The sequence below is a fragment of the uncultured Rothia sp. genome, from assembly GCF_937976295.1.
Lineage (GTDB): Bacteria > Actinomycetota > Actinomycetes > Actinomycetales > Micrococcaceae > Rothia.
Genome location: NZ_CALJRY010000142.1, coordinates 1 through 2,237, shown reverse-complemented (window position 1 = coordinate 2,237; position 2,237 = coordinate 1). Strand labels below are relative to the sequence as shown.

The window sequence follows — 2,237 nt, the reverse complement described above, 5'->3', positions numbered from 1 at the left end:
TTTGGCGGGAATATTAGGTTGCGAGGTCACGGTTTCTCCTCTCTGAGAATGCTGAGCTGATCCGAGAATTTCGGAAGCATGTTCTACTTAAACATTAACTCCAACCTGATTAAATCGCAACTATATTCGATTGCGTGTTGTGTCGCGGGGCAATAAAACCGAAAACAGGTGCGAAAAAGGTGGGGTACGCACCCGACGCATACCTCACCCGGCGCATACCCCACCCCTGTCATGAGCCTCGAAGGCTAGCCGGCAGACGCTGCTAGCCGGCAGGCGCTAGAAGAGCCGCGCCTCCCGCACCTCTTCCGGCTCCTCCAGGTCGAGAAGGAACTGCTTGCGCTCAACCCCGCCAGCGTAGCCGGTCAGACTGCCGTCAGCACCAATAACGCGGTGGCACGGAATCATAATAGAAACCTTATTGCGGCCGACCGCCTGGCCCACAGCCTGCGCCGGGGCACCCGGGCCAACCGCACGCGAAATCTCGCCGTATGTGGTGGTGTACCCGGCTGGAACAGTCTTCAGGTGCTCCCACACAATGAGCTGAAAATCGGTGCCCTCAGGATCTAGCGGCACGGTAAAAGAAGTGCGCTTGCGCTCAAAGTACTCAGAGAGCTCCGCCTCAGCGAGAGACAGCAACTGCGCCGCAGCATACTCTCCGGCAGGCTCATCATCTTCTGCTGTGCCGTGCTCCCTCAGGTAGGCACCGGGATTCTCGATGAGCCCACCGAGCTCATGGGGGAGCGGAAAATGCGCCTGATCCTCGTACCAGATGCCGACAATCGCATCCGCATGGGCGGTAAGGTAGAGCACGCCGATGGGACTCGAGTAGCGAGTGTACCAGCGCGCGAGAGCTTTCGGCGGCTGCGGCAAATCGGTCGCTTTGGTCATGCTCTTCCTCATTGGCTCGTGGGCGTGTACTGCAGATGGTATTAGGGGCAAATATCCCTTTCAACCATCATAGGGGAGGGGCGCCTCCGTACCGTACCCGCAGCGGGTTTTGTCTATAACTGACCGCTATATATGAGATGTTATGCACCGCCGTTGAAATATCTCAGGATGCCCGGCGATTTTGATTGAGCCCGAAGAACTGGCATTCTGTGAAGTACACACCGATACACCGCAATTCAACACTCCGGCTTCTCCACTCCGCACCGAGTGGGAGATGACCTGTGTTTCTCGCGCCTCAACGATGGGGTCGACGACGACTGAAATTGCAAGGAGAAACATGGAAGACCTGAAAGACCTCCGCCGGCAACTCAAGGAAAACCCGGAGAGCCGAGAGCTCAATAACCGTTACGCTCAGGCGTGCCTCAACATTGCGAAAGAATATACCGTTATGTCCCAGGGGCATATCTATATTTGCTCGCCCTCAGATTTGGAAGCCGTCAAGTACGTTATCGCCAAGATTCCTGATGCTTCGCTTCTAGACGGCGAAACCTTAGAGGAATACAAACGCCTGGACAGAGCCGTTACCCAAGCTCGTATGAATAGGTTTAATCCGTGGGGTAAGTTGGGCGATTACTATGCCTTGATTCTTTTTATAGTGATGCCTTCCATGGCGGCACCAATCCTTCTGCTGTGGGAGGCCACCGTGCTGAGCTCAGACCACACCCGCGACCCGAGAGTCCTCATTTTTCTGATTCCTGTCGCTCTCATTACCGCGGCGCTCATCTGGGTAGGATGGCTTGTTGAACGAATCCCCGGCTGGAAATATAACGCTCTGATAGTCCAAAAGAACAAAAAGGCAGAACTAGCCAGAGCCGAAGCTGCAGCGCGTCGAAGTGCTGAATCAACCATTGAGAAATAATCGTTGATTTGGACTCTGAACCGCGATTTTAATGTAGATGTGCCGCCTCACTGATACCGGTGAGGCGGCACATTTATGTTGTCTAGCGGAAGAGAAGCCTGCTACTTAGCGGCTGCTCCGTCAGCGTTGCCCTCCGTGTGGTGCAGGTGCGGCAGGTGGGTTGAATGCAGGTCGTGGCCGAGCACATCGTGCGCATCCGGGTCCTCGTTCGGGAGCACATGCGAGTACTTGGAGTAGTAGCGGTACAGTGCGTAGGCGCCAATCACAGTCAGCACGATAGCAACGCCCAGAGCCCACGGCACAGCGGCGGCGGAATACATCACAGAGAAGAGCACCAGCAACCAGGAGAGAGCAGCTGCAAGAACCGAAACGTTCATAGCAATAATTGCAAGCTTGCGGCGACGGACATCAACCATAATCGGTGCGGGGA

3 protein-coding genes are annotated in these 2,237 nt (G+C 55.4%); 1 reads left to right on the top strand and 2 read right to left on the bottom strand.

The features are described from left to right. Positions 1 to 276: 276 nt before the first annotated feature. Complete coding sequence (locus tag Q0216_RS03770) at positions 277 to 888, bottom strand: methylated-DNA--[protein]-cysteine S-methyltransferase (RefSeq protein ID WP_298593044.1); 612 nt, start codon at positions 886 to 888, stop codon at positions 277 to 279. A gap of 337 nt (positions 889 to 1,225) precedes the next feature. On the opposite strand from Q0216_RS03770, the gene Q0216_RS03765 reads away from it, so the two are divergent. Then, positions 1,226 to 1,807, top strand: a complete 582-nt coding sequence (locus tag Q0216_RS03765) for a hypothetical protein (RefSeq protein WP_298593042.1) — start codon at positions 1,226 to 1,228, stop codon at positions 1,805 to 1,807. A 101-nt stretch (positions 1,808 to 1,908) separates the two neighbouring features. Here Q0216_RS03765 and Q0216_RS03760 read toward each other — a convergent pair. Further along, on the bottom strand, positions 1,909 to 2,237 hold a 329-nt coding region (locus tag Q0216_RS03760; protein ID WP_298593040.1), incomplete at its 5' end, for an N-acyl-D-glutamate deacylase.

Bases quoted from the DNA above. Each gene is read 5' to 3' on its own strand.
- Q0216_RS03770 (WP_298593044.1), bottom strand. From the start codon at position 888: ATGACCAAAGCGACCGATTTGCCGCAGCCGCCGAAAGCTCTCGCGCGC.
- Q0216_RS03765 (WP_298593042.1), top strand. From the start codon at position 1,226: ATGGAAGACCTGAAAGACCTCCGCCGGCAACTCAAGGAAAACCCGGAG.